The 19,252-nt window shown below is 70.1% G+C and carries 24 protein-coding genes; 17 read left to right on the forward strand and 7 right to left on the reverse strand.

Going from position 1 to position 19,252, the window contains the following annotated elements:
* Nucleotides 1-210: hypothetical protein (locus FV227_RS22450; RefSeq protein ID WP_147859944.1), on the forward strand; the 210-nt coding region annotated here is incomplete at its 5' end.
* 30 nt (nucleotides 211-240) lie between these two features.
* Entirely contained in the window at nucleotides 241-1,188 is a 948-nt protein-coding gene (locus tag FV227_RS22455) for an ABC transporter ATP-binding protein (protein ID WP_147859945.1), read from the forward strand.
* Between the two features lie 322 nt (nucleotides 1,189-1,510).
* Here the strand turns inward: FV227_RS22455 and rpsD are convergent, their stop codons facing one another.
* A complete protein-coding gene (gene rpsD, locus FV227_RS22460; RefSeq protein WP_147725774.1) occupies nucleotides 1,511-2,128 on the reverse strand; it encodes a 30S ribosomal protein S4 in 618 nt (205 codons plus the stop codon).
* A 455-nt stretch (nucleotides 2,129-2,583) separates the two neighbouring features.
* Here rpsD and FV227_RS22465 point away from each other — a divergent pair, with 455 nt between their 5' ends.
* Nucleotides 2,584-2,781: a hypothetical protein gene (locus tag FV227_RS22465; RefSeq protein ID WP_147859946.1), complete on the forward strand. Its 198-nt coding sequence runs from the start codon at nucleotides 2,584-2,586 to the stop codon at nucleotides 2,779-2,781.
* Between the two features lie 16 nt (nucleotides 2,782-2,797).
* Here the strand turns inward: FV227_RS22465 and FV227_RS22470 are convergent, their stop codons facing one another.
* Nucleotides 2,798-3,562, reverse strand: coding sequence for an alpha/beta hydrolase (locus FV227_RS22470; protein WP_147725776.1), 765 nt, complete (start codon nucleotides 3,560-3,562; stop codon nucleotides 2,798-2,800).
* A gap of 122 nt (nucleotides 3,563-3,684) precedes the next feature.
* Between FV227_RS22470 and FV227_RS22475 the strand changes: the two genes are divergently transcribed.
* On the forward strand, nucleotides 3,685-4,515 hold the full coding sequence (locus FV227_RS22475) for an FkbM family methyltransferase (RefSeq protein ID WP_147859947.1): 831 nt from the start codon (nucleotides 3,685-3,687) through the stop codon (nucleotides 4,513-4,515).
* A 50-nt stretch (nucleotides 4,516-4,565) separates the two neighbouring features.
* On the opposite strand, the gene FV227_RS22480 is transcribed toward FV227_RS22475, so the two are convergent.
* Nucleotides 4,566-5,171: a Uma2 family endonuclease gene (locus FV227_RS22480; protein WP_147725777.1), complete on the reverse strand. Its 606-nt coding sequence runs from the start codon at nucleotides 5,169-5,171 to the stop codon at nucleotides 4,566-4,568.
* Nucleotides 5,172-5,252: 81 nt separating this feature from the next.
* Nucleotides 5,253-5,969 carry a DNA/RNA nuclease SfsA gene (sfsA, locus tag FV227_RS22485; protein WP_147859948.1) on the reverse strand — a complete coding sequence of 239 codons (717 nt, stop codon included), beginning with the start codon at nucleotides 5,967-5,969 and terminating at the stop codon, nucleotides 5,253-5,255.
* Nucleotides 5,970-6,091: 122 nt separating this feature from the next.
* On the opposite strand from sfsA, the gene FV227_RS22490 reads away from it, so the two are divergent.
* The 13 genes from FV227_RS22490 (at nucleotide 6,092) to folK (ending at nucleotide 16,782) form a co-directional block, all read left to right on the forward strand.
* The gene (locus tag FV227_RS22490; protein WP_147725779.1) at nucleotides 6,092-6,832 is read left to right on the forward strand and encodes a molybdopterin-binding protein; all 741 of its coding nucleotides are present in this window, start codon (nucleotides 6,092-6,094) and stop codon (nucleotides 6,830-6,832) included.
* A gap of 43 nt (nucleotides 6,833-6,875) precedes the next feature.
* Nucleotides 6,876-7,751 carry a formate/nitrite transporter family protein gene (locus FV227_RS22495; RefSeq protein ID WP_147725780.1) on the forward strand — a complete coding sequence of 292 codons (876 nt, stop codon included), beginning with the start codon at nucleotides 6,876-6,878 and terminating at the stop codon, nucleotides 7,749-7,751.
* 189 nt (nucleotides 7,752-7,940) lie between these two features.
* Nucleotides 7,941-9,563, forward strand: coding sequence for an ATP-binding protein (locus FV227_RS22500; RefSeq protein ID WP_147725781.1), 1,623 nt, complete (start codon nucleotides 7,941-7,943; stop codon nucleotides 9,561-9,563).
* Nucleotides 9,560-10,264, forward strand: coding sequence for a response regulator transcription factor (locus FV227_RS22505; RefSeq protein ID WP_147859949.1), 705 nt, complete (start codon nucleotides 9,560-9,562; stop codon nucleotides 10,262-10,264). The genes FV227_RS22500 and FV227_RS22505 overlap by 4 nt, the downstream gene beginning before the upstream one ends.
* 212 nt (nucleotides 10,265-10,476) lie before the next feature.
* Nucleotides 10,477-10,566, forward strand: coding sequence for a pyrroloquinoline quinone precursor peptide PqqA (pqqA, locus tag FV227_RS22510; protein WP_055889187.1), 90 nt, complete (start codon nucleotides 10,477-10,479; stop codon nucleotides 10,564-10,566).
* Nucleotides 10,567-10,611: 45 nt separating this feature from the next.
* Nucleotides 10,612-11,511: a pyrroloquinoline quinone biosynthesis protein PqqB gene (pqqB, locus tag FV227_RS22515; protein ID WP_147725783.1), complete on the forward strand. Its 900-nt coding sequence runs from the start codon at nucleotides 10,612-10,614 to the stop codon at nucleotides 11,509-11,511.
* 151 nt (nucleotides 11,512-11,662) lie between these two features.
* The gene (gene pqqC, locus FV227_RS22520) at nucleotides 11,663-12,742 is read left to right on the forward strand and encodes a pyrroloquinoline-quinone synthase PqqC (protein WP_147859950.1); all 1,080 of its coding nucleotides are present in this window, start codon (nucleotides 11,663-11,665) and stop codon (nucleotides 12,740-12,742) included.
* Entirely contained in the window at nucleotides 12,739-13,884 is a 1,146-nt protein-coding gene (gene pqqE, locus FV227_RS22525) for a pyrroloquinoline quinone biosynthesis protein PqqE (protein ID WP_147725785.1), read from the forward strand. Before pqqC ends, pqqE begins: the two co-directional genes overlap by 4 nt.
* Nucleotides 13,881-14,609, forward strand: coding sequence for a hypothetical protein (locus FV227_RS22530; RefSeq protein WP_147725786.1), 729 nt, complete (start codon nucleotides 13,881-13,883; stop codon nucleotides 14,607-14,609). The genes pqqE and FV227_RS22530 overlap by 4 nt, the downstream gene beginning before the upstream one ends.
* Entirely contained in the window at nucleotides 14,590-14,955 is a 366-nt protein-coding gene (locus FV227_RS22535) for a hypothetical protein (RefSeq protein WP_147725787.1), read from the forward strand. Before FV227_RS22530 ends, FV227_RS22535 begins: the two co-directional genes overlap by 20 nt.
* Before the next feature lie 206 nt (nucleotides 14,956-15,161).
* Nucleotides 15,162-15,941 (forward strand): dihydropteroate synthase, encoded by a 780-nt coding sequence (gene folP, locus FV227_RS22540; protein WP_246686585.1) that lies wholly within the window; start codon nucleotides 15,162-15,164, stop codon nucleotides 15,939-15,941.
* Complete coding sequence (folB, locus tag FV227_RS22545; protein ID WP_147725789.1) at nucleotides 15,938-16,312, forward strand: dihydroneopterin aldolase; 375 nt, start codon at nucleotides 15,938-15,940, stop codon at nucleotides 16,310-16,312. Before folP ends, folB begins: the two co-directional genes overlap by 4 nt.
* Nucleotides 16,309-16,782 (forward strand): 2-amino-4-hydroxy-6-hydroxymethyldihydropteridine diphosphokinase, encoded by a 474-nt coding sequence (gene folK, locus FV227_RS22550; protein WP_147725790.1) that lies wholly within the window; start codon nucleotides 16,309-16,311, stop codon nucleotides 16,780-16,782. The genes folB and folK overlap by 4 nt, the downstream gene beginning before the upstream one ends.
* 77 nt (nucleotides 16,783-16,859) lie before the next feature.
* Here folK and xoxJ read toward each other — a convergent pair whose 3' ends face one another.
* The 3 genes from xoxJ to FV227_RS22565 form a co-directional block, all read right to left on the reverse strand.
* Nucleotides 16,860-17,714: a rare earth element methanol dehydrogenase accessory protein XoxJ gene (gene xoxJ, locus FV227_RS22555; RefSeq protein ID WP_147725791.1), complete on the reverse strand. Its 855-nt coding sequence runs from the start codon at nucleotides 17,712-17,714 to the stop codon at nucleotides 16,860-16,862.
* Entirely contained in the window at nucleotides 17,714-18,316 is a 603-nt protein-coding gene (locus FV227_RS22560; RefSeq protein WP_147859952.1) for a c-type cytochrome, methanol metabolism-related, read from the reverse strand. Before FV227_RS22560 ends, xoxJ begins: the two co-directional genes overlap by 1 nt.
* A gap of 140 nt (nucleotides 18,317-18,456) precedes the next feature.
* On the reverse strand, nucleotides 18,457-19,252 hold a 796-nt coding region (locus FV227_RS22565; RefSeq protein ID WP_147725793.1), incomplete at its 5' end, for a PQQ-binding-like beta-propeller repeat protein.

Genomic DNA, 19,252 nt, shown 5'->3' on the forward strand with positions numbered 1-19,252 from the left:
GCCCCCGCCCTCGCCGAGAAGGCGGCCACCGGCGCGACCGTGCCGCGGCCGTCCGGCGCGCCCCCCGCCAGCGAGGCGAGCAAGGCCTCCGCGATGAAGGCGGCGAACGAGGCCGAGATGATCAAGGCGCAGAAGGCTTCGGCCGCCCGCGACAAGGCCTGGGACGCCCGCACGCGCAACTCGATGTCCTCGATCTGCAAGGGCTGCTGAGGGCACGGGTCCGAGCGCGCCGCGCCGGCGGTGATCCGGTTCGAGGGCGTCTCCAAGCACTTCGCCGGGGCGCCCGGCCCCGCCGTCGACCGGCTCGACCTGACGATCCCCGAGGGCACCACCTGCGTGCTGATCGGGCCGTCCGGCTGCGGCAAGTCGACGACCCTGCGCCTGGTCAACCGCTTGATCGAGCCGGATGCCGGCCGCATCATGCTCGGCGGGCACGACGTCGCGGCCGTCGACCCGATCGCGCTTCGGCGCGGCATCGGCTACGTGCTCCAGGGCATCGGCCTGTTCCCGCACCGCAGCGTCGCGCGGAACGTCGCGACCGTGCCCGAGCTGCTCGGCTGGCCGAAGACGCGGATCGCGGCGCGCGTCGATGCGATGCTCGGCCTCGTCGGGCTCGATCCGGCGCTCTACCGCGACCGCCGCCCGGACGCGCTCTCCGGCGGACAGCGCCAGCGCGTCGGCGTCGCCCGCGCGCTCGCCGCCGACCCGCCGGTGATCCTGATGGACGAGCCCTTCGGCGCGGTCGATCCGGTGGCGCGCGGCCGGCTCCAAGACGAGATCGGCGCGATCCTCAAGCGCCTGTCCAAGACCGTGCTGATCGTCACCCACGACATCGACGAGGCGATGCTGATGGGCGACCGCGTCGTGCTGATGCGGGCTGGCCGCGTCGTCCAGGCCGATGCGCCGCAGGCGCTGCTGGCCGCGCCGGCCGACCCGTTCGTCGCCTCCTTCGTCGGCGAGGATCGGGCGCTGCGGCGCCTCGCGCTGCTCACCGTCTCCGAAGCCGCCGAGCCCGGAACGGCCGCCGACGCGCCGGAGATCGCGGACACGGCGACGTTGCGCGATGCGCTGTCCATGATGCTGGCAGGCGGCCGCACCCGGCTCGCGGTCGCCGGTCCCGCCGGGCCGCACGTGGTGACGCTCGATGCGGTCCGGCGGGCGGGCGCGGTCGGCAAGCGCGAAGCCTGATACCGAACGGCTCGGCCGTCGCCGGTTCTGCACAGGCGATCCGGCCTGCCCCGACCCGGCACTTCCGACCCGCGCCGTCGTTCCGGGTCCGCGCAGCGGAGCCCGAAAGCCAGAGTCGCCGAAGCGGCAGGTGGGAGCACGACCTGCGGTTCCGAATTCCGGGCTCGCCACCGGCGCTCCGGAATGACGGGCGGCTATGACGGGCGACGGAGGGACGCGTGAACGCGCGCGAGCGCGCGACACGTCCGCCCCCTGGACATGGAAAAGGGCCGCCCTTTCGGACGACCCTTCCCAGCGGCACGACGGTGATCCGTCGATCGGCTCAGCGCGAGTAGAACTCGATCACCAGGTTCGGTTCCATCTGCACCGGGTACGGCACCTCGGTCAGGCCCGGCACGCGGGTGACGCGGGCGGTCATCTTCTGGTGGTCGACCTCGATGTAGTCCGGCACGTCGCGCTCGGGGAGCTGCGAGGCGACGACCACGATCTCGAGCTGGCGCGAGGCTTCCTTGACCTCGATCAGGTCGCCCGGCTTCACGAGGTAGCTCGGGATGTTGACCCGGCGCCCGTTGACCTTGATGTGGCCGTGGTTGACGAACTGGCGGGCGGCGAACGGCGTCGCCACGAACTTCGAGCGGTACACCACGGCATCGAGGCGGCGCTCGAGCAGGCCGATCAGGTTCTCGCTCGAGTCGCCGCGCAGGCGGATCGCCTCGGCGTAGTAGCGGCGGAACTGCTTCTCGGTGATGTTGCCGTAATAGCCCTTGAGCTTCTGCTTGGCGCGCAGCTGCGTGCCGAAGTCGCTCATCTTGCCCTTGCGGCGCTGGCCGTGCTGGCCGGGGCCGTACTCGCGGCGGTTCACGGGGCTCTTCGGGCGGCCCCAGATGTTCTGGCCCATGCGGCGGTCGAGCTTGTGCTTGGCCTGAATCCGCTTCGACATATCGCGTGTCCTCTCGCAAACGAGATAGTGAGGAACGCGCCCTCCTCTTCCCGCCGGCCTTGCGGCCCGGGACGACAGAGCCGCCTCGAAGGCGACTCACGGGTGCGTATGAAAACGCCAAGCGGCCCCTGAAGGAGCCGCGGTGACGAGCGGTTCGTAGTCGAGGCGGCCGGGCCGGTCAATCCTAAGCCCCCGCCCGCGCCTCTCGACCGGCCGCTGCCGCGCCGGGAAACGCGCCGTCCCGTATCCTTGACCGTACGTCCCAAACGCGTCGGGACCGCCTGCGCGCGCCTGGACCGCGAACGGCCGGGCCGGCATGCCTCGTCGCTGGACTTCACGCCACTGCCTGGACGACGATTGATGAACCGTGCCCTCTCTACGCTCCTGCTCGCCTGCGCGCTTGCCGGCCCGGCCCCCGCTTCGGCCAGTTCACGGGCGCCGCCACCTTCTGCAAGATGCCGAAGGATCAGGTCTCTCAGCTCGCCGACACCATGCTCACGGGCTCGGGCATCGACACCGGCGGCCCGAGCCCGGCGATGACCCGCTTCAAGGAGGGCGTCGCCGACGGCGTGCGCTCGATGTCGGCGCCCGACGCGGCCACCTGCGCCGAGGTGAAGTCCGCCTTCGACGAGGCTTATGCGAAGCTGAAGTGACGCGGCCGCGCCGGCCTCAGGGCCGCGCGGCGAGGAAGGCCAGCACGCCGTCGCGATGCGGCTTGGCGCCGACGGCGGAGCTGTGGTCGCGGCCTTCGAGCTCGAGGCTTCGCGCGTTCGGCATCAAGGCCGCGAGGCCCGGGCCGGAGCCCGCGACGGTGTCGAGGGTGCCGACGCTGACGAGAACCGGCACGTCGATCTGCCCGATCTCGGCGCGCGACAGCGTCTGGCGCGAGCCGCGGATGCAGGCGGCGAGCGCGCGCAGGTCGCTCTTCGTCTGCTCGGCGAAGGTGCGGAAGGCGGCGGCCGTCGGGTTCGCCGCCTTCGCGCCCGCCGGCGCCTCCAACGCCTCGGCGATGCCGGAGGGCAGGCCCTTGCCCTCGACGAGATGCAGGCCGAGGCCGCCGATCAGCGCCGAGCGCACCCGCGCGGCGTGGTCGAGGGCGAGGTGCGCGGTGATGCGCCCGCCCATCGAGTAGCCCATCACGTCGGCGCGCTCGATCCCGAGATGGTCGAGGAGGCGCACGGCGTCGCCGGCCATGTCCTCGGAGCCGTAGCGGGCCGGGTCGTAGAGCTTCTCGCTCTCGCCGTGGCCGCGGTTGTCCAACGCGATGGTGCGGTAGCCGGCCTGCGTGAGCGTGCGCACCCACGTCGTGTTGACCCAGTTGACCACGTGGTTCGAGGCGAAGCCGTGGATGAGCAGGATCGGGTCGCCGCAGCCGCCGGAGGCCGGCACGTCGATGTAGGCGATGCGCACGCCGTCCGAATCGAAGCTGTCCATGGTCGCCGCTCCCCATCATGCGTACCGGCCCGCGCGGTCCGTGCCGGCTGTAAGAGCCGCGGCGCCGATCGGCAACGCGCGTGATGCTTGCCCGCGGGCGGCGCGGCTGGCATCAGCCCGGCATGAGCGACCTTCAGCCCTACGGCACCTACGCCCCGGCCGGTCTCGTCGCGGCGATCGCCCGGCGGACCGTGCGGATCTCGCCCGAGTCCTGGCGCGGACGGCGGATGGCGATGTTCCTGCGCCGCCTCGCGATCACGCTGATGCGCGGCAAGCCCCTCGACGTCGAGCGCCTCGGCGCCCGGATGCGGCTGCACCCCTACAACAACAACTGCGAGAAGAAGGTGCTGTTCACGCCGCAATTCTTCGACCCGCAGGAGCGCGCCCTGCTCAAGGCGCGGCTTCGGCCGGGCTGCGTCTTCCTCGACATCGGCGCCAACATCGGCGCCTACGCCTTGTTCGTGGCCGCGTTCGCCGGCCCGCAGGCGCGGATCGTCGCGGTTGAGCCGCAGCCCGACGTGTTCGACCGGCTGACCTTCAACATCGCGCAGAATGCATTCCATTCGGTCAAGGCCGTGGCCTGCGCGGTCGCCGACAAGTCCGGCGAGCTGACGCTGTTCGTCGATCCGCGCAATCGCGGCGAATCGAGCCTCAAGATCGTCGGCACCAACGAGAGCGCGCAGATCAAGGTGCCTGCGGTGACCCTGATGGACCTCGTGCGCAGCGAGGGCCTGACCCGGATCGACGCGATCAAGCTCGACGTGGAGGGCGCCGAGGACCTGATCCTCGAGCCGTTCCTGCGCGAGGCGCCCCCTGCCCTGCTGCCGACGCTGCTGGTGATCGAGGACGGCACCGACCAGTGGCAGATCGATCTGCCCAAGCTCCTGGAAGGCCACGGCTACCGCGAGATCGGCCGCACCCGGCTGAACCGGATGTTCGAGCGGAGCGCCTGAGCAGGCTCCGATCGCAAAACCGGCCGCCGGTTTCACCGATCCTGCGAGGATCAGGTCGGCGCCGCGCGCCGCGGGTCGAGATGCGTGTTCTCGTAGAGGTCGCCGACCGTGCAGATCGAGCCGAGCCCGGCGAATTCGATCACGTCGCCGGCCGAGCGGAGCACCCGGACCGCCCAAAGGTCCGCCGCGTCGCGCTCGTGGATCGTCACCGCGACCGCATCCTGGTCGACGATCACGATGCAGCGGTTCGGCGGGTGGTCCCGATAGAACCGGAGCTTGCTCGCCAGGATGCGCCCGCGGTCGCTCGCCGACGGCACCTCCATCACGAGATGGAAGCGATCCGTGAAATTGCGCTCGGTGTCGATGTCGGTGTCGATCACCGTCACCTCGGGCTCGGGTCGATAGGGCGAATCCGGCGAGACCTCGATCCCGATCTCGCGGTCGGCGTGCCATTCCGGGCGGCGGCTCCTGAGCGCAGCGTTGAGATGGCGCTCGAAGTTGCTGGCGATGCGCTGATGCCCGATCCGCGGTGCCGCCGACTGCATGGGAAGCCCCGCGATCAGTTCCCATCGCTCCTCCGACGGACGCGTCTCGAGGAACTCGCGGAAGTCGGCGACATCGAACAGGACGGGTTCACGGATCGCGCGATCGGCCATCGGGATGCCTCGGGCGGCCGGAGCGCACGCCGCAGCCTCGCCACCACCGTACCATGCGCCGGGGAGCGCGGAAAACGCGCGTCAGGGCGGCGTGACGATCGGGATCGCGTCGGCGATCGTCACGCCCTCCCGGTCGATTCGGCAGCGATAGGCGTAGGTCTCGACCCCCGCCGCACGCGCCAAGCGAAAAGCCCGGTCGAAGGCGGGATCGATGTCGCGGGCGACGTCGAAGGCGTCCGCCCGCATCTGGACCACGACGATCACCATCGCGCGCCCGCCGGCCGCGACGACCTCGGCGAGGTCCCGCATGTGCCGCGCGCTGCGGGCGGCGATGCAGTCGGGAAACTCGGCGAGGGCCGCCCGCCGCATCAGGTGGCAGTTCTTCACCTCGACGTGGACCGGCGGCAGCCCCTCGCCGCTCGCCACGAAGTCGACGCGGCTCGCCGCGCCGTAGCGGACCTCCGCCCTCAATGCCGCGTAGCCGTCGAGCGGCGCGAGACCGCCGGCGGCGAAGGCCTCGGCGACGAGCGCGTTCGGGAGCATCGTGTTGATCCCGACCCATTGCGGGCCGCCGGGCAGGTCGGCCTCCACCAGCTCCCAGGAATACTTCAGCTTGCGCGTCGGGCCGTCGGCCGGCGAGAGCAGCACCCGGTTGCCGGCCGCGTTCAGGCCCATCATCGCGCCGGGATTGGCGCAATGTGCCGTGACGCGCGTGCCGTCGGCGAGGTCCACGTCGGCGAGGAAGCGCTTGTAGCGCTGCACCAGGCGGCCTTCGATCAGGGGTTCGGGAAAGCGCATGGGGTCCGGGCTGCGTCGCGGTGGCGGTCCATAGCCGACAGGCGCCCGCGCATGAAAGCGCCGTCGGTGGTCGCGCAGCCGCCGCCGCGCTATCTGCGGCGGGACCGAGGACGGCGAGCCCCATGACAATCGATTCCACGAGCATCACCGCCGCGATCCTGGTGATCGGCGACGAGATCCTGTCCGGCCGGACGAAGGACAAGAACATCGGCACGATCGCCGACTATCTCACCGCCGTGGGCATCGACCTGCGCGAGGTTCGGATCGTCCCCGACGAGCCGGACGCCATCGTCGGCGCCGTGAACGCGCTCCGGGCCGGCCACACCTACCTGTTCACCACCGGCGGCATCGGCCCGACCCACGACGACATCACCGCCGATTGCGTCGCCAAGGCCTTCGGCGTCGGCATCGACGTCGATCCCCGCGCCAGGGCGATGCTGCTGGAGCGCCACAAGCCGGAGGACCTGAACGCGGCGCGCCTGCGCATGGCGCGGATCCCGGACGGCGCGGACCTGATCGCCAACCCGATCTCGAAGGCGCCGGGCTTCCGCATCGGCAACGTCTTCGTCATGGCCGGCGTGCCGTCGATCATGCAGGCGATGCTCGACCAGATCGGCCCGACGCTGCCGACCGGCGCGCGGATGCTGTCCGAGACGGTGGAGGCCGGCAACCTGCCCGAGGGCAACTACGCCGCCGACCTCGCCGAGATCGCGAAGGCCTACGCCGACGTGTCGATCGGCTCCTATCCGTCGATGACGAAGGACGGGTTCGCCAACCGCATCGTCGCCCGCGGCAAGGACGCCGCCTCGGTGGCGCGTGCGCGGGCCGAGATCGAGGCGCTGGTGTCGCGCCTTCGCGGCTGACGGCCGATCCGTCCCTGAATCCGGTTCGTGGAGCGTTTGCGTGATGGCCGAGCCGAAGCAGGACGACAAGGAAGCTCGGCGCGACGCGCACAAGGAGGCGGTGGCCGGGATCGGTCGCCCCGACGCCTTCGTCCTGCACGAGGTGATCCGGCGCGAGGGCAACGAGGAACTGCGGCGGAACGGGGGGGCGCTGTTCCTCTCGGCCTTCGCGGCGGGGCTCAGCATCGCGCTCTCGCTGATCGTGCCGGGGGTGCTCAAGACCCACCTGCCCGAGGGCGAGTGGACCAAGATCCTGACGACGATGGGCTACGCGGTCGGCTTCCTGGTGGTGGTGCTCGGGCGCCAGCAGCTGTTCACCGAGAACACCATCACGCCGATCCTGCCGCTGCTGCACGACCGCTCGGCCAAGACCGCGTGGCGGGTGCTGCGCCTGTGGATCGTCGTGCTTGCGGGCAACATCCTGGCGACGCTGGCGATCGCCGCCGTGCTGGCCCATTCCGGCGCGTTCGAGCCGTCGGTGAAGGCGGCCTTCGCCGAGATCAGCCATCAGGCCATCGCGTTTCCGTTCTGGGACACGGTGCTGAAGGCGATCTTCGCCGGGTGGATGATCGCCCTGATGGTGTGGTTCCTGCCGGCCACCGGGACCGCGGCGCCGTTCGTGATCTTCCTGATGACCTGGCTGGTCTCGCTCTGCGGGCTCGCCCACATCGTCGCCGGCTCGGTCGAGGCGTTCTACCTCGTGGTCACCGGCGCGGCGACGATGGGCGAGTACGCCGAGCGCTTCTTCGTGCCGACGCTGCTCGGCAACGTCTTCGGCGGCATCACCCTGGTCGCGGTGCTGAATTACGGCCAGGTCGCGCCCGAGGTCGAGGAGAGCCGCGAGGTCGAGGAGGCCGAGGGCGGCCCGAGCCAGGACTGAGAGAGGGACTGCATCCGCTTCGCGACGGAGAGGCGTGACAGGGCGCGGCCCGTGTTGGCTTTCGCGCTGAAACGACCCAAAACCCTCTCTCGAAATGCGGGGGTCGCGTCCGTGCCCGGTTCTCGACGCGGTCGCGCCCTGAGGAAACCGAGGACGAGGAGCGCCGCGCATGCGGCCGGGAATGGGACGATGCGCTCGCTGAAGGTCCGCTTCGCCTTGCTGCTCGGGTCGATCGCCCTCGTCGTCGTCCTGGCGGCGGCGGGCGTGCTCGCGGCGATCGGGGCGGCCGAGCGCACCATCGACCGGACGCTGGCGGCGCAGGGCCGCCTCGAGCTTCTGGCCGAGCTGTCGGGCCGGATGACGCAGTTCGGCATGGCGGCGGTCGAGACCATCGGCAATCCCGATCTCGCACCGGAGGCGATGGGGATCGCGCGCAGCAACGTCGACCGGGCGCTCACGACCGTCGACGAGGCGCTGTCGAGATCCGTCGCCGGCAGCGACGACCCGCAGGACCGGATGCAGTACGCCCTGCGAAGCCGCCCGATGGCGCAGCTGCGCGCCGCCCGCGTGATCCTCGACCGGCAGGTGGCGCAGATCGTCCGCCAGACCGATCCGGAGAAGCGTCAGAACTCCATTAAGGGCGCGCTCAACGGCTTCGGTGCGATGACCGGCCAGCCGCTCTCGTTCCTGATCGAGGCAGAGCGCCGCAGCATGGTGCTCGGCTCGGATGCGGCGCGCGACCTCTCGCAGCGCCTGCGGATCGCGGCCGCGCTGGCGGTGCTCGCGGCGCTCGGCCTCGTCGTGCTGCTGTGGCGCAGCATCACCCGCCCCACCCTGGCGCGGATCGAGGCGGTGCGTCGCGCCGCGGGCGCCATCGGCGGCGGCAAGCTCGACACGCGTCTCTCCGTCGCGACCCGGGACGAGCTCGGCCTGCTAGTCGCCAACGTCAACCGCATGGCCGCGCGCCTGTCCCGGCGCGAGGGCCGCGTCGCCGCCGACCGCGCGGCCCTGGAGGACACGGTGGAGGCGCGCACCGCCGACCTCCGCGCCGCCAATGCGCGCCTCGAGGCGGTCGACCGGTCGCGACGCCGCTTCTTCGCCGACGTCAGCCACGAGCTTCGCACTCCGCTCACCGTCATCCTCGGGGAATGCGACCTCGCGGCCCGCGCTGGACCGCGCATCACCGACCACGCCCCCGCCTTCGCCACCATCCGGAAGCGCGCGATGCGCCTCAAGCTGCGCGTCGAGGATCTTCTGCGGGTGGCGCGCTCGGAATCGGGCGAGATCGAGCTCGACCGCCGCGCCCTCGAGCTCGCGCCGGTCCTGGCCGAGGCGGTCGACAACCTCGCCTCGGAGGGCGCCCGCCGCCGCGTCGCGCTCGCGTTCGAGCCGGGCCCGCGGAACCTGGAGGTGCTGGCCGACCGGGAATGGCTGCGCCAGGTCGTCGAGAGCCTGATCGACAACGCCCTGCGCCATGCCACCGGCCTCACCCGGGTCGAGGTCGCCCTGTCCGGCGGCGGCACGGCGCCGGCCCGCATCACCGTCACCGACGACGGGCCGGGTTTCGGCGACCGCGAGCAGAGCCTGTTCGAGCGCTTCCGCCGCGGCGACCGCCCGGCGGAGATGGGGTTCGGGATCGGATTGGCCCTGGCGCGCTGGCTGATCGAGCAGCATGATGGCACCATCGTTCTCGGCGCCGGCGAGAACGGCGCCGGGGCGCGGGTGACCCTGGAGATCCCGCTCCTCGACCTGACGCTCGACGACGTGACGAGCCGAGACGAACGACAGATTCGGAAGGACGACGCGGCATGACGCGAATCCTCGTGGTCGAGGACGACATCGACATCCGCGGCCTTCTCACCCGCGGCCTTGAGGCGGAGGGGTTCTCCGTCGGCACCGCCGGCTGCGTCGGCGACGCGCTCGCGTCGGCGCGGAACGAGAGCCCCGAGGCGGTGGTTCTCGACATCACCCTGCCCGACGGCTCGGGGCACGACGTCTGCCGCAGCCTGCGCGAGGGCGGCTATCCCGGGCCGATCCTGTTCCTCTCGGCCCGTGACGAGATCCGCGACCGCGCCGAAGGCCTCGCGCTCGGCGCCGACGACTACATCGTAAAACCGTTCGTCTTCGACGAGCTGGTGGCGCGGCTGCGCACGCACCTGCTGCGCCGGCAGGCGGCGGAGGGGCCGCGCACGCTGATCAACGCCGGCAAGCTCGTTCTCGACCTCGACACCCGCCAGGTCACCTGCGGCGATGCCTCAGCCCGCCTGACCCCGCGCGAGGCCGAGCTTCTGGCCATGCTGATGGAGAGCGTGAACCGCCCGGTCACCCGAGCCGACATCTTCGGGCGGCTGTGGGCGAGCCAGGGCGGCCTCTCCCTCAACGTGGTCGACGTCTATGTCGGCTACCTACGCTCAAAAATGGCCGACTTCGTCCGGCACGGCGGCCCGCTTCTGGTCACGGTGCGCGGCCGCGGCTTCATGCTGGACTCGCGTGGGCCGGACTACCGGCACTGACGCTCGCCACGGAGACGTCGCGTCCCACGGGAGCCTGCGACGCCGAAGCCTCACAAAAAATTTGGGAGCATTAGGCAATTTAGTGCTTGATGCCGGGGCCGGAATTGCGGATACCCGTGCCGCGCCGGAAAACAAAAGCGCCATCAGTGTCTTAGGGTACTCTTAAGTTTACCTTTCGGCACCGGATGTTCGTAATCAGACGGAGAAACACCATGACCTGGGCTGCCCCGATCGTTTCCGAAATCTGCGTCGGCATGGAAGTCACCAGCTACGAGTCCGCCGAGATCGACACCTTCAACTGAGGTGTTGCGCCGAGCTGAGGGTTGTTGGCTGCATCGGACCACTCCATGCGCGTCCTGATCCTCGGCTCGGCTGCCGGCGGCGGGCTTCCCCAGTGGAATTGCCGTTGCCCGAACTGCCGGCTCGCCCGCAGCGAGCCCGACCGCGTCAGGCCGCGGACCCAGTCGAGCATCGCCGTCTCCACCGATGGCGGGGATTGGCTCCTGGTGAACGCCTCGCCGGACATCCGGCAGCAACTCTTCGACAACCCGGCGATGCATCCGCGGGAGGGCCTGCGCCACTCGCCGATCCGCGCCGTGCTGCTCACCAACGGCGACGTCGATCACGTCGCCGGCCTTCTGACGCTGCGCGAGGGCCAGCCCTACACGCTATACGGCACCGGCAGCATCCTCGGCTCGGTCGCCGAGAACCGCGTCTTCGACGTGATGGCCGAGGGCGTCGTCGTCCGGGAGGCGATCACGCTCGGCCAGCGCTTCGAGCCGCTGCCGGGACTTGCGGTCACGCTGTTCTCGGTGCCCGGCAAGGTCCCGCTCTGGCTCGAGGATGCCGATCTCGAGCTCGGCGCCGAATCCGAGAGCACGGTCGGCGCGATGATCGAGGCCGGCGGCCGCCGCCTCGCCTACATTCCCGGCTGCGCCCGCGTCACCGAGGATCTGAAGGCCCGGATCGGCGGGGTCGACGCGCTGCTCTTCGACGGCACGGTGCTGCACGACGACGACATGATCCGCGCCGGCGTCGGCACCAAGACCGGATGGCGCATGGGGCACGTGCCGATGCGGGGCGACGGCGGCTCGGTCGCCGGCCTGAAGGATGTCGCGATCGGTTCGCGCGTCTTCGTCCACATCAACAACACCAACCCCGTCCTCGTCGAAGGCTCGCCCGAGCGCGCGGCGGTCGAGGCGGACGGATGGGTCGTCGCCCATGACGGGCTCACCCTGAGCCTCTGACAGCGACGACCGGGCGCGGTTGGCATTTGACGGCCCCGCGACCTATCTCATGACGGGACGTGCGCGATTCGATTGCGCCGCGAAGCCGCCGCCAGACGCGGTGATCGACAGACGACTAGGAAACGCCTCCGAACGGACGCTTGGTGACGCCATGAACGCAGTGTTCCCGACCCCTCAATCCGACACGTCCGAGCGCCTGCTCAGCCCCGACGAGCTCGAGGCGGCGCTGCGCGACATCGGCGCCCGGCGCTACCACAACCTGCATCCGTTCCACCGCCTGCTGCACGACGGCAAGCTGAGCAAGGATCAGGTCCGGGCCTGGGCGCTGAACCGCTACTACTACCAGGCGATGATCCCGGTGAAGGACGCCGCGGTGCTGGCGCGGATGACCGACGCCGCGCTCCGCCGCGTCTGGCGCCAGCGCATCGTCGACCACGACGGCGACGTGCCGGGCGACGGCGGCATCGAGCGCTGGCTGAAGCTCGCCGAGGGCGTCGGCTTCCGGCGCGACTACGTCGAGTCGACCGCCGGCATCCTGTCGGCCACCAAGTTCTCGGTCGAGGCCTACGTGCACTTCGTCGCGGAGCGCTCGCTGCTTGAGGCGATCGCCTCGTCGCTCACCGAGATGTTCTCGCCGAACATCATCTCCGAGCGCGTTTCGGGCATGCTGAAGAACTACGACTTCATCACCAAGGAGACGCTGGCGTACTTCGAGAAGCGCATGACCCAGGCGCCGCGCGACGCCGACTTCGCCCTCGACTACGTCAAGCGCCATGCCACCACGCCCGAGCTGCAACGTCAGGCGATGGCGGCGCTGACCTTTAAGTGCAACGTGCTATGGACCCAGCTCGACGCGCTGTACTTCGCCTACGTCGCGCCCGGGATGATCCCGCCCGACGCCTGGACGCCCGGCACCGGGCTCGTCGCCGAGACGCAATCGGGGGCACCCGGCACCGGCCGCCTGTCGGCGACCGACGTGCCGCGCCTGCCCCGCGGCGTGCGGATGCGGTTCGACCAGACCCGCGACAAGCACGTGCTGCTCGCCCCCGAGCGCACCTTCGACCTCGACGCCAACGCCGTCGCGGTCCTCAACCTCGTCGACGGCAAGACCAGCGTCGCCGCCATCGCCGACCGGCTCGGCGAGACCTACGCCGCCGACCCGCGCGCGATCGAGGTCGACGTGCTGGCCATGCTGAACGACCTCGCCGGAAAGAGGGTGCTGGAGCGATGAACGCGCTGACCCCGAACGCGGCGGCGATCCCGGCCCCGGTCGGGCTGCTCGCCGAGCTGACGCACCGCTGCCCGCTGCGCTGCCCGTACTGCTCGAACCCGCTCGACCTCGACCGACGCTCGCGCGAGCTCGACACCGCGACCTGGCAGCGGGTGCTGACCGAGGCCGCGGGCCTCGGCGTGCTCCATGTCCACCTGTCCGGCGGCGAGCCGACGGCGCGCAACGACATCGTCGAGATCACCGAGACCTGCGCCAAGCTCGGGCTGTACTCGAACCTGATCACCTCCGGCGTCGGCGGCGCCCTGTCCAAGCTCCAGGCGCTCTACGACGTCGGCCTCGACCACGTGCAGCTCTCGGTGCAGGGCGTGGACGCGGCCAACGCCGAGAAGATCGGCGGCCTGAAGAACGCGCAGCCGCAGAAGATGGAGTTCGCTGCCAAGGTGACCGAGCTCGGCCTGCCGCTGACGCTGAACTCGGTGATCCACCGCGGCAACATCCACGAGGTCGAGGGCTTCATCGACCTCGCGGTGAAGCTCGGCGCCAAGCGCCTCGAGGTGGCGCACACGCAGTATTACGGCTGGGCCTACGTCAACCGCGCCGCGCTGATGCCGAACAAGGCCCAGGTCGATCAGTCGATCCGCATCGTCGAGGCGGCCCGCGAGCGCCTCAAGGGCCAGCTCGTCATCGATCTCGTCGTGCCGGACTACTACGCGAAGTACCCGAAGGCCTGCGCCGGCGGCTGGGGCCGCAAGCTGATCAACGTGACGCCGCAGGGCAAGGTGCTGCCGTGCCATGCGGCCGAGACGATCAGCCATCTCGAGTTCTGGCACGTGACCGAGCATTCGCTCGGCGACATCTGGGCGAACGCCCCGGCCTTCACCGCCTATCGCGGCACCGACTGGATGCAGGAGCCCTGCCGCTCCTGCGACCGGCGCGAGAAGGATTGGGGCGGCTGCCGCTGCCAGGCGCTGGCGCTCGCCGGCGATGCGGCGGCGACGGACCCCGCCTGCTCGCTGTCGCCCCTGCACGCCAAGGTGCGGGCGCTCGCCGTCGAGGAGGCGGCCGAGACGCCGCCCGACTACACCTACCGGACGATCGGGGCCAATATCCCGGCGCCACGCAAGGAGGACGCCCTCTCGTGAAGTGTTTCGTGATCGTCGCTGCGCTGCTTGCCGCGACCCCGGCGCTCGCCGTCGAGGGGGCGCCCGCCGCCCCGGCTCCTGCCCCCGCCGCAGCCGCGCCGGAACAGGCGAACGCCGCGGCGCCCCCGAGCGCGGCCGACCTGCTGTTCGAGCAGCCGCAGCTGAAGAACGCCGCCGCCGGCTCGACGCTGACCTACGACTACCTGCGCCGGTCCGGCATCGCGAAGGGCCCGTTCGGGCCGCCGCTCGACGACACGATCAAGCTCACCCTCGAGCCGGGCACGGGCGGCGACGGCCGCAACATCGCCGTCGAGATGTTCTCGGGCACCAACCGGTTCCCCGCCGGCCCGTTCGAGGACATGTCCGGCAACCCGGTGATCCCGCTGTTTCTGGAGAACCACCTGACCAATCTCGCCCGGGTGCTCCAGGCCAACCCGCGCTACCTGAAGCTCGCGATCCGCAAGGGCCTTCGCGACGGCGCCACCGTCACGCCGATCAAGGTCGACTACAAGGGCCGCTCGGTCGACGCCTGGCAGGTGGTGTCCAGGCCCTTCCTCGGCGATGGGATGGCCCAGCGCATGCGCGGCATGGACAACATGACCTACACCTTCGTCACCTCTCCCGAGGTGCCCGGCGAGATCGTCTCGATCGAGGCGCAATCGAAGAATGCCGAGGGCGGCGAACTCTTGGAGGAGCGGCTGAGCTATGATCAGAAAGCTGGTTGAGGGCTTTGCCCTGTCCGGTGTCGCGCTGACGATGCTGGCGATGCCGGTCGTCGCGGCGGATGCCGAGAACGACTACCCGACCGACGCGCGCGTCGATTACGTCTTCGGCTGCATGGCCGCCAACGGCCAGACCCGCGAGGCGATGCAGCGCTGCACCTGCTCGATCGACCAGCTCGCGGCGATCCTGCCCTACGACAAGTACGTGCAGGCGAGCACCGTGCTCTCGATGCGCCAGGGCATCGGCGCGCGCTCGAACGAGTTCAAGTCGACCAAGGTGTTCGACGACAAGGTCGCCGACCTCCGCCGCGCCCAGGCCGAGGCCGAGATCCGCTGCTACCGCGGCTGAGGCGTCGCCCAGGAACCTTGGAGAGGCCGCCCGGTACCGGGCGGCCTTTTCTCATGGCAACGGGCGCCGTTGCTTCGCCCGGAAAAACCGGCCACATCGACGCGGCGGGAGCCGCCCGCGACGAGCCAGAGAAGCGACGCCCCTTGAGCCATCGACCCGCCGCCCTCGCCGGCTTGCTGCCCGAACTGGGCCGGCGGACCCTCGTGATGGGCATCCTCAACGTCACGCCGGATTCCTTCTCGGATGGCGGCCGCTTCGTCGGCGAGGAAGCCGCCTGCCGGCAGGCCGACGCGCTGGCTGCCGAGGGCGCCGCGCTTGTCGATATCGGCGGCGAGTCCACCCGCCCCGGCCACGTTCCGGTGCCGGCCGAGGAGGAGCAGGCCCGCGTCCTTCCGGCGATCCGGGCCCTGGCGAACCGGCTCTCCGTCCCGATCTCGATCGACACCTACAAGGCCTCGACCGCCGAGAGCGCGCTGGCGGCCGGCGCCCGCATCGTCAACGACGTCTGGGGCCTGCAGCGCGAGCCCGACATCGCCCTTGTCGCCGCCGACCACGGCGCGCCGGTGATGATCATGCACAACCGCGAGACTGTCGACGCCGACCTCGACATCGTCTCGGACATGCTGCGCTTCTTCGAGGTCTCACTCGGCATCGCCCGCCGGGCCGGCATCCCCGACGGCGACATCGTGCTCGATCCGGGCATCGGCTTCGGCAAGAGCTGGAACCAGCACCTCGAAGCGCTGCGGCGCCTGCCCGAGATCCGCGCCCTCGGCTTCCCCATCCTCGTGGGCATCTCGCGCAAGTCGCTGCTCGGCCGGCTGCACGACCGCGAGACCGCGCCGGCCGACCGGCTCAACGGATCGCTCGCGGCGCATGCGCTTGCCGCGACGCTCGGCGCCGACATCGTCCGCGTCCACGACGTCGCCGCCCATGTCGACGCGATGCGCGTGGTCGACGCCGTCCTGCGCCCGGGAGACCGCCGATGAGCGACCGCATCCTCGTCGAGCGCATCGCGGTCTTCGCCCATCACGGCGTGCTGCCCGAGGAGACGCGCCTCGGGCAGCGCTTCTACCTGTCGCTCGATGCGGCCCTCGACCTGGCGCCCGCCGGCCGCTCCGATGACGTGACGCGGACGGTGAGCTACGCCGACCTCGCCGCCATCGCGGTCTCGATCGCCACCGAGCGGCGCTTCGACCTGATCGAGGCGCTGGCCGAGGCGATCGCCGGCGAGATCCTGGCGCGGTTTCCGGCTCTCGAGGCGATCACCGTCCGGGTCGACAAGCCGAGCGCGCCGGTTCCCGCGAACCTCGACGGGATCGCGGTCCTGATCACCCGCAGGCGGGAGGCCCGGGCATGACGCAAGCCTATCTCGGCCTCGGCAGCAACATCGGCGACAAGGCCGGGCATCTCGCCGCCGCGGTGCGGGGTCTCGCGGCGGTTCCCGGCATCCGGATCACCGCGCGGTCGTCCGACTACCGCACCCCGCCCTGGGGCGAGACCGATCAGGACTGGTTCCTCAACGGCGCCCTCGCCATCGAGACCGACCTCGACCCGCACGCCCTGCTCGATACCTGCCTCGGCGTCGAGCGCGATCTCGGCCGCATCCGCGAGCGCCGCTGGGGGCCGCGCGTGATCGACATCGACGTGCTGTCCTATGCCGGCGCCGAGGTCTCGGACGAGCGCCTCGTCCTTCCGCACCGCTACGTCCGCGAGCGCGCCTTCGTGCTGGTGCCGCTCGCCGAGATCGCGCCCGACCTCGTCATCGGCGGCGAGACCGTCGCCGACGCGCTGGCCAAGCTCGACCGCAGCGGCATCGAGCGGAACTGAACGCATCCCGGAACGACGAAGGGCCGGGCGTTCGCCCGACCCTTCGCGAGTGTTATAATATCCTGTCGACGACGCGTTCAGTGCGCGTTCGGCGCGAGCAGCTTGTTCTCTTCCTCTTCGAGCAGCGGCACGTCGAAGTCGCGAAGCACCGCTTCGATGTCGGAGCGGCGCTTGCGCAGGATGGTGTTCAGCGACCGCTTCCAGTCGTTCTCGCCGATCCGTACCGCCATGGCGATGCGGTAGCTCATCGGCGGGCGATCCGGCTCCTTCAGGAGCGGAATCACGTCCATCGCCGTGCCGCTCTGCTTGGCCAGCCATCCGGCGGACGGTCCCCAGAGCACCGCGGCGTCGATCTGCCCGGCCGCAAGGTCGGACACGATCTCGGCACCCACCGTCTGGTTCTTGCGTGCCGGGTCGAGCTGATACGGCGCGTAGGCCTTCATGCTCGAGATCAGGCCGAGGTCGCCCATCCGGTTGACCGGCGGCGTTCCGGCGATGACGCCGATGCGCTTGCCCTTGAGCTTGGGGTCGTCGAGCCCGGACACCCCCGCCAGATCGCCCTGCTTCACGATGAGCGTGTAGACCGAGCGATAGTACGGATTGGTGTTCTGGACGCCCTCGCTGCCGAGGGCCGACCCGACGATCAGGTCGCACAGTCCGGTGCCGAGGGTGTTGCGGACGAAGCCGGGCCCCTGGGTCAGCCAGTAGTAGCGGACCTTGATCTTCAGCTCGTCGGCGATGATCGCCGCGATGCGATTCTCGAAGCCGTCCTCTTTGCGCTCGGAGAACGGCATGTTGCCCGGGTCGCCGCAGACGCGAAGCACGTCTGCGGTGACGAGATCGGGGACGTTCTGCGCCGCCGCGTCCCGCACCCCTACCAGGAGAGGCAGGAGCGCGATCGCGACGGCGGCGTGGGTGCGTGCGCGGCGCATCAGCCGCCCATGCACTCCTTCTCGGCCTTCTTGGCGGCCTCGGGCTTGTCTTCCTTGTCGCCCGGGCGGACGCGGCCCATCGCGCCGGAGGCGCGGGCCTTCAGGTAGACGTAGAGGTCGTCCGAGTAGCACATGACGTTTTTGTTATCGCCGAAGGCGGGCATGACCTTCTGGTCGGACGAGCTCACGTCCTGCTTGCCGCCGGCCAGGATGCCGATGAACTCCTCGTAGGAGAGGTGCTTGAGCGAGTCCTTGAGCGCCGGCGCGTAGGTCGAGCCCATGCCGTCCGGGCCGTGGCAGACGTGGCACTCGGCGTGATAGCGGCGGTAGCCGGAGTAAGTGTACCAGTCGAACTTCTTGCCCGCGTCGGTGATGTGGAAGGTCGGGTGACCTTCGGCATCGAAGTACTTGCCCTCTTCGACCTTCACCGCGGCATCCTTCTTGAGGAGCTTGTCGTCGGGCTCGGCCGACTTGTCGTCGGTGTTCAGCGAGTTGGCGAGGGCGGGCTTGGCATCCTCAGCATGTACGGCGACCATCGAGACGGACGCTAGGGCGAGGGCGGCCAGGAACGGCCGCGTGACGGATTTGCTGAGGTAATGCAACGCAAAAATCTCCCTGGGACCTGAAGGTCGAGCCGCTCTCAGGCGGCCTTTCGCAGCCTTCTTGAGGGCATTCTAATCATAAGAATGCCGGCGCGGAAACCCGCGCCGGCACTCATTTCAGAGCGGCTTCGTGCGACCGATTAGTTCGGCAGCGCGAAGACGGTGAGCTGACCACCGAGGTTGGTGTAGCTCGAGAGGGCGGCGTAACCACCCACCGCGCCGAGACCGGCGTTCGGGTCGGTCAGGCCGGCCGCGAGGCCGATGCCAGCCCAGCCACCGACACCCGACAGGATGCCGACGTACTGCTTGCCCTTGTGCTGGTAGGTCATCACGTTGCCGATGATGCCCGACGGGGTCTTGAACTTGTACAGCTCCTTACCCGTCTTGGAGTCGACGGCCTTCAGGTAGCCCTCGAGCGTGCCGTAGAAGACCACATCGCCGGCGGTGGCGAGAGCGCCCGACCAGACCGAGAACTGCTCGGCGTTCGACCACTTGATCTTACCCTCGACGCCGTCCCAGGCGATGAAGTTACCCATGCCGCCATGGCTGTTCGGCGCGGGGTACATCGACAGGGTCGCACCGACGTAGGGCTGGCCCGGGGTGTAGGTCACCCGGAACGGCTCGTAGTCCATGCAGACGTGGTTGGTGGGCACGTAGAACAGGTTGGTCTTCGGCGAGAACGCAGCAGGCTGCTGGTCCTTGGTGCCGAGGGCCGCCGGGCAGATACCCTTGGAGTTGGTATCCTCGCCGTTCTGCTCGGTGGAGTACTTGGCCTGGACGAGGGGGCGACCGTAGGTCTTGGAGCCCTTGTCCATGTCGACCTTGGAGGCCCAGTTGACGACCGGGTCGAACTTCTCGGCGACGAGGAGCTCGCCGGTGGCGCGGTTGAGGGTGTAGCCGAAGCCGTTGCGGTCGAAGTGGGTCAGCAGCGGGGTC

Origin of the sequence: Methylobacterium sp. WL119 (genome assembly GCF_008039875.1) — a bacterium.
Classification (GTDB): domain Bacteria; phylum Pseudomonadota; class Alphaproteobacteria; order Rhizobiales; family Beijerinckiaceae; genus Methylobacterium.

Excerpts from the sequence above, each read along its gene's own strand:
- pqqC (WP_147859950.1), top strand. The coding sequence starts at position 11,663 with ATGAACGCAGTGTTCCCGACCCCTCAATCCGACACGTCCGAGCGCCTG.
- FV227_RS22490 (WP_147725779.1), top strand. The coding sequence starts at position 6,092 with ATGACAATCGATTCCACGAGCATCACCGCCGCGATCCTGGTGATCGGC.
- folK (WP_147725790.1), top strand. The coding sequence starts at position 16,309 with ATGACGCAAGCCTATCTCGGCCTCGGCAGCAACATCGGCGACAAGGCC.
- folP (WP_246686585.1), top strand. The coding sequence starts at position 15,162 with ATGGGCATCCTCAACGTCACGCCGGATTCCTTCTCGGATGGCGGCCGC.
- pqqA (WP_055889187.1), top strand. The coding sequence starts at position 10,477 with ATGACCTGGGCTGCCCCGATCGTTTCCGAAATCTGCGTCGGCATGGAA.
- sfsA (WP_147859948.1), bottom strand. The coding sequence starts at position 5,969 with ATGCGCTTTCCCGAACCCCTGATCGAAGGCCGCCTGGTGCAGCGCTAC.
- pqqE (WP_147725785.1), top strand. The coding sequence starts at position 12,739 with ATGAACGCGCTGACCCCGAACGCGGCGGCGATCCCGGCCCCGGTCGGG.
- xoxJ (WP_147725791.1), bottom strand. The coding sequence starts at position 17,714 with ATGCGCCGCGCACGCACCCACGCCGCCGTCGCGATCGCGCTCCTGCCT.
- FV227_RS22500 (WP_147725781.1), top strand. The coding sequence starts at position 7,941 with ATGCGCTCGCTGAAGGTCCGCTTCGCCTTGCTGCTCGGGTCGATCGCC.
- FV227_RS22495 (WP_147725780.1), top strand. The coding sequence starts at position 6,876 with ATGGCCGAGCCGAAGCAGGACGACAAGGAAGCTCGGCGCGACGCGCAC.
- pqqB (WP_147725783.1), top strand. The coding sequence starts at position 10,612 with ATGCGCGTCCTGATCCTCGGCTCGGCTGCCGGCGGCGGGCTTCCCCAG.
- folB (WP_147725789.1), top strand. The coding sequence starts at position 15,938 with ATGAGCGACCGCATCCTCGTCGAGCGCATCGCGGTCTTCGCCCATCAC.
- FV227_RS22480 (WP_147725777.1), bottom strand. The coding sequence starts at position 5,171 with ATGGCCGATCGCGCGATCCGTGAACCCGTCCTGTTCGATGTCGCCGAC.
- FV227_RS22470 (WP_147725776.1), bottom strand. The coding sequence starts at position 3,562 with ATGGACAGCTTCGATTCGGACGGCGTGCGCATCGCCTACATCGACGTG.
- rpsD (WP_147725774.1), bottom strand. The coding sequence starts at position 2,128 with ATGTCGAAGCGGATTCAGGCCAAGCACAAGCTCGACCGCCGCATGGGC.
- FV227_RS22505 (WP_147859949.1), top strand. The coding sequence starts at position 9,560 with ATGACGCGAATCCTCGTGGTCGAGGACGACATCGACATCCGCGGCCTT.
- FV227_RS22535 (WP_147725787.1), top strand. The coding sequence starts at position 14,590 with ATGATCAGAAAGCTGGTTGAGGGCTTTGCCCTGTCCGGTGTCGCGCTG.
- FV227_RS22465 (WP_147859946.1), top strand. The coding sequence starts at position 2,584 with ATGCCGAAGGATCAGGTCTCTCAGCTCGCCGACACCATGCTCACGGGC.
- FV227_RS22475 (WP_147859947.1), top strand. The coding sequence starts at position 3,685 with ATGAGCGACCTTCAGCCCTACGGCACCTACGCCCCGGCCGGTCTCGTC.